At 59.0% G+C, this 5,075-nt stretch carries 5 protein-coding genes; 3 read left to right on the forward strand and 2 right to left on the reverse strand.

Annotated features, from left to right (window positions below):
* Window positions 1-1,340 precede the first annotated feature (1,340 nt).
* Window positions 1,341-1,601: a hypothetical protein gene (locus tag EOA23_RS31415; RefSeq protein ID WP_127306970.1), complete on the forward strand. Its 261-nt coding sequence runs from the start codon at window positions 1,341-1,343 to the stop codon at window positions 1,599-1,601.
* A 1,407-nt stretch (window positions 1,602-3,008) separates the two neighbouring features.
* On the opposite strand, the gene EOA23_RS35910 is transcribed toward EOA23_RS31415, so the two are convergent.
* A complete protein-coding gene (locus EOA23_RS35910) occupies window positions 3,009-3,179 on the reverse strand; it encodes a hypothetical protein (RefSeq protein WP_189341779.1) in 171 nt (56 codons plus the stop codon).
* Between the two features lie 131 nt (window positions 3,180-3,310).
* Between EOA23_RS35910 and EOA23_RS31425 the strand changes: the two genes are divergently transcribed.
* Window positions 3,311-3,574, forward strand: coding sequence for a hypothetical protein (locus EOA23_RS31425; RefSeq protein ID WP_127306972.1), 264 nt, complete (start codon window positions 3,311-3,313; stop codon window positions 3,572-3,574).
* Window positions 3,575-4,193: 619 nt separating this feature from the next.
* Window positions 4,194-4,427, forward strand: a complete 234-nt coding sequence (locus tag EOA23_RS31430; protein ID WP_127306973.1) for a hypothetical protein — start codon at window positions 4,194-4,196, stop codon at window positions 4,425-4,427.
* Between the two features lie 174 nt (window positions 4,428-4,601).
* Here the strand turns inward: EOA23_RS31430 and EOA23_RS31435 are convergent.
* The coding region (locus tag EOA23_RS31435) for an aldehyde dehydrogenase family protein (RefSeq protein ID WP_127306974.1) at window positions 4,602-5,075 on the reverse strand (474 nt) is incomplete at its 5' end.

The following is a 5,075-nucleotide window of genomic DNA, read 5'->3' on the forward strand; positions in this document are numbered from 1 at the left end:
TGTCTACACCGCCTAGAGTTGGGCAGCCGCTGCTCGGATAAATCGTTCTACACAATCCTCAATCGGTGGACTCGCGCGACATATCGGCAGCTAGTGTGTCTCCCCGTCAGGCCAGAAGGAGGGCAACGCCTGCGGAATCCGGGAGGAAAACGATGTCTGCGAACAAGGAAGACTTTCGGACGAACAGAGCCGATTATCTGCTTGCCGCGAAGAAAGGTCGAGCGACCGCTGATGATGATCGCAATGAGTTGCTGACAAGGGAGATGTGCCAAAGAGACTGGCGCTTAGCCGCATTGGCTGCAAATCCGTGCAACAGCTTGCCGGAACCGAGGAAGCCAAACCGCCCGGTTCTGTAGCCAAACGTCCACCAGCGAGTTCAGCAGCTTAGAGAACCAGGCGGCGTTGGCGCTCGCCGGGGTCCTAAGCCGCCCTCGATTCGATCGCCCCTCTGGCCCAAGAAGCCCATTCACCTCTTTGCGGTCGAAAGGGGCCTGCTCCGGTCGCCGCTGGTACATCCGCAGTCGGCGACGGAGGCCGGGAGCGGCCGGTGGGCGGCAGCTAGTGAAGCGTGCTCTTCGGAGGCTTAGCTTTCAGCCCCCTCAATCTGATTTCGTTCTGAAGCTGTAGGGCAAGCCGGACGATTGGACGGGAAATCGAAATCACGTCGCCGGTCGGGCTCGGTGACAGCCGCTTCGGCGTCGCCGAACGTGCAGATCCCCCCAGGTCCGATTTCGACAATAATTGTGATAGGTGCTGTCGCTGGAACGCGGGAACTTGTTCCAATAGGTCCAGGAACTTCAAAGCGTCCGCAGTGGGGAGATCTTTGGAACGCAGTCGAACTATTCGTTCGTGCTGACGAACGATATGCCGCTCGCCATCCAGAACGTGGCGTCACGCCATGCTGATGTGCTCGTCGAGAAGCATCGCCAACAGCAAATCCTTCAAGCGAGCGTGCCCCTCGCCGGCCTCCCCATCACGTAACGTCCCGAGATCTTCGGCAGTTCAAACAGAGCAGAACAGTCGATCACATCATGAAACTCGGCATCTGGGTCGAGCCGGAGGCAAGAGCAGTGGGATCGAAGGCTTCGGAGCCCGACCATTTTCTGTAGCCTCGCCTGCCGTTCCGCGTCGCCCGGCAACAGCCGAGGTGGGCTTTTGTTCTTTTCTACCGGAGACTGCATCTTTTCGCCTCGGGGAAGCCGCGCGAAGTCGATCCTATAACTCCTACGGTGCGCCGCCATCATCTATTTGAGGGGGGCTGATAAGACGGCCTGACATTCAGGCGGATGTTACATTAGCTTGCGCTTGCGAACCAATCCGCCGCTCGAGCATTTAGGGGTATGGCGAAGGGCGGCATCAAGGTCGGCGACGAAGTCGTGATCACCGCGACTGTGCGGAAGCGCGTCACTGAGGATCGGGTGAGCGTACTGATCCCGTCTTATCACCAACCGCACTCAATCGTGGACACCACCCTCAACATAAGCAGCGGGCAGAAGATCGAGCTTATAGGCGAGGTCATGCGTGTTGATGAGCACACTGTCACCGTAAGCGGCCGGGATCTGGGTATAACGGTCAGCCGGGACGCTGTACGCAAGCGCTAGTCCAACAGCAACGCACGCCGACGATGGCGAGTGAGGCTATGGGGCTAGGAAGGGCTTACCCGATCACACCATGTCCAAAAGACGTATTAGGTTAGTTACATGCCTGAAGCCCTAGCGCCGGTCACCCTCCGCGCTGGGGCTTTTCTGTGTTTCCAGAAGGTGTGAGTGCTGGAGGCGCTTGCGGGACTGTTCAAGGGCAAGCCGCGATTGCTCGACCTTCAATCTTGCATCTTCCACTTCGGCGCGGGTGCGGCCAATCAAGCGGCGCGCGCTATCGACAAGCCGCTGTTCTGTTCCCCATGGATGCAACTCTTGGATCACCGGGCAACCCGTTCGAGCTCTGCCGATAGCTGGTCAGGATCAATCAGGCCTCGTCCGAAAAGCCCCAGGACTTTAAGCGCTATGCGCTCGCGCTCATCCTTCCCTGCAACCCGGTGCTTGGCACAATAGTCATTCAGGGCTTTCGTGAGAGTTGCAAGTTGGGCGGAATCCGCCACACCGTATGCCGACATGCTTGTCCCCCCGGACGGGGCGAAAGCATCATGACCGCTCCCAAGCATCCGCGTGCCTCTACCCAATTACGGACGACGGGAAGAAGATACACCCAGAAATAGTCAGAAACGAGTCCATTCCGTGCGACCTCGGTCGCACGTAACAGCGCATAGGTCCCTACCATGAAACCTATAGCCCGCTATCTCATTGTTGTTCCCGGCTGGGCGTTTTGAGTCCCTTTCGCGCCAGTCGAAGTGCCAGACTAAAACACCCGCTGCGTCTTGTGCAGATTCAGCGGGTGTTTTTCGCCCACGGCCTGGCACCCTTTGTCGCCGACCAGGCGCCGCGGCTGAATTAACTCTCGCCCACGCTTCGGCTAATACTTTCGGTCCAGCCATAGTTTATGGGAGGCCGAGATGCTCAGCCCACCAGACTTGAGAACCTGCAGTTCGCCCGATCGATGCTGAAGGAAGTGCGCCGCAGGTTGGACGCATCGGGCGAGGCGCTTCTGACGTATCTGCTGGGCATGGCGGTGATCGGAGCTGACGAGCCCGCGAAGGCTATCCGGCTAGCTCAGCAGTCCAACCCGATGCCCTAGCCACTCCGGCTCCCCTCTAGGTCTATCCCCCTTCGGTCCGACGGCAGAACCAAAGGAGTCCGGATCGGCTTTTGCAGCAACGAGGCTGAGCGAATAATCGCGCTGAATCCCGTCTTCAGGCTTTTGGCCGTGCGCCTGACGGAGCGCTCTGCCTTTTCGATTAGCCGGAGCGACATAAAATACTGCTTCTGGGAATTCGCTAGCTGCGTGTCCATCTCCTAAAGCCCAAGCCTTGCGCCCTACCCCGAAATTTCAAAACTGACCACACCTAAAACTCGCCGCATGAACGTTCGCTTACCTAAAATGTTCCGGGACGATCAGTGCCTTCCTTTAAGAAAGCGGGCTTCACGAACGAGTGACGACCAGTCGGTGCCAATCAGCTCGACAAGCTCGCGAGCTTGCGTCTCCGATACGTCCGCCTCTTTGACCAGCCGACGAACCAGCAGATCGACCGGTTCCTTCTTGTCATCTCTGCCGTCGCGACCCATGCACAACTCCGTGAATCGATCGGGAGAAACTCTTGGTGGAGGTGAAGGTTTCGCTGCGCGTCTAGCTGTAACAGAACGTGAAACAAACTCCTGCCGGGACAGTTAGGGTTATCCAACAAGGGCAAAGCTGCATGACGACCTATTATTTTCACGTCGACAATGGCACTTTCATTCCCGACCCTGAAGGGGTCGATCTCCCGGATTTGGACGCCCCGCGGTTGGAAGCAGTGCGCGCAGCCGGTGAGATGATAAACGACAGCAAGCAATCCTTTTGGGAGCATATGACCCCTTGGATTATGAACGTGACGGATGACCGGGATCGGCTCCTCTTCACTCTCCAGTTCGCGGCGAAAGTGCCCTCGGGAGAGCCCGTCTACATCCCTCGGGGGCATTGACCGCCAACAAAAAGCCCGCCGGCCGCAGCCAGCGGCCCGGCACGTGGGCCAACAATGTGACGATGCACCACCAGGCGGCGAAGCGCCTACAAGAGCGTCGCGTGCTCTTTTCCTCGAACCTTGACCCTGAATTGATCCGCTCTTCGCGTTCGGCCAAGTACCGACCAAAAACAGGGCGGCGGCCCCCACCAGCACGCCGGCAATGAAATCAGTCGACGTCATGTCGAGCAGCACCTGAGCGTTTTGTGAAGCACCGCGAGAACCGGGATTGTGATCACCGCGACTACGACCTGAAGGACCGTGTTGCCGCGACATAGGCGCCAACATAATGGCCCGCCTTATCCACAAGCACCCGCAATTCGGTTTGAGGCGAGGCGCAGAAAGTTCGAAATGCTTCCAAGAACCCCAGCCAAAGTTTTCTCCGCGCATTCCCACACTTGAACCGTAAGTTCATCGCAACGGGCATCGCTGTCGGCTGAACTCCGTTTGATTTTCCGGTCATATTAGCAATCAACTATATATTAATAGCTACGGCGCAGCCTGCTCGAATCGGGAATGTCCCCGATCGACGATCCGGCACTCAGTGTGCCGAGACGCTCGACCGATGCGGAGCAAACGCATGAGTGTCGAAACAGCATTGGCGCAGCTGTTGCGCATGATCCACCGCCGTGCCCTGAATTTGGCGACGATGCCGGACGATGAGAGAGATCCCTACTACGACAGCATCCGACGATCATGTTGCGGAGCCGCCGAGCATATCGGGCAATCTCCCGACAATGCAGCCATGACGGCAAACAGTATGGTCGAATTTACCCGGGCGATGGTCGGTATCATCGAGGCGGGCCGCGGGTAAACCGCAGACTTCGACACGCTCGTGACGAGCTTGGAAGGCGCCAACAGCACGGTTACAGCGCATCGCCCGAAGCTCGCAAGGCGACGTCTCGCCGGCGAGGCCTTTTCGTGTTCCAAGTGGATGTGGCGGCTGCCCGTCGCCCCTCGGACACTTTTCCGTTGTGGACCGGGCTCGCTACTCCGCCGCCTCATACCCCGCGATGCCCTTGATCTCGAGGAAATCCTCCAGGCCGTATTCGGCATATTCGCGGCCGTTGCCGGACTGCTTGTAGCCGCCGAAGGGCAGGCCGGCGTCCCAGGTCGGGTAGTTGATGTAGACATTGCCGGAGCGCATGCGGGCTGCGACGTCGCGCGCCTTCTCGAGGTCCTTGGCCTGGATGTAGGAGGCCAGGCCGTAGACCGTATCGTTGGCCTGCTCGACCGCCTGCTCGACCGAGTCGTAAGGCAGGATCGACAGCACCGGGCCGAAGATCTCCTCCCTGGCGATGCGCATGTCGTGGGTGACGTTGGCGAAGACGGTCGGGCGGACATAGTAGCCCCGGTTGAGCTCGGCAGGGCGGCCGGGACCGCCGGCGACCAACGTCGCGCCTTCGTCGATGCCGCTCTGGATCAGGTCCTGGATCTTGTCAAACTGGATCTGGCTCACCAC

Origin of the sequence: Mesorhizobium sp. M2A.F.Ca.ET.042.01.1.1 (genome assembly GCF_003997405.1) — a bacterium.
Classification (GTDB): domain Bacteria; phylum Pseudomonadota; class Alphaproteobacteria; order Rhizobiales; family Rhizobiaceae; genus Mesorhizobium.

Bases quoted from the DNA above. Each gene is read 5' to 3' on its own strand.
- EOA23_RS31430 (WP_127306973.1), top strand. From the start codon at position 4,194: ATGAGTGTCGAAACAGCATTGGCGCAGCTGTTGCGCATGATCCACCGC.
- EOA23_RS31415 (WP_127306970.1), top strand. From the start codon at position 1,341: ATGGCGAAGGGCGGCATCAAGGTCGGCGACGAAGTCGTGATCACCGCG.
- EOA23_RS35910 (WP_189341779.1), bottom strand. From the start codon at position 3,179: ATGGGTCGCGACGGCAGAGATGACAAGAAGGAACCGGTCGATCTGCTG.
- EOA23_RS31425 (WP_127306972.1), top strand. From the start codon at position 3,311: ATGACGACCTATTATTTTCACGTCGACAATGGCACTTTCATTCCCGAC.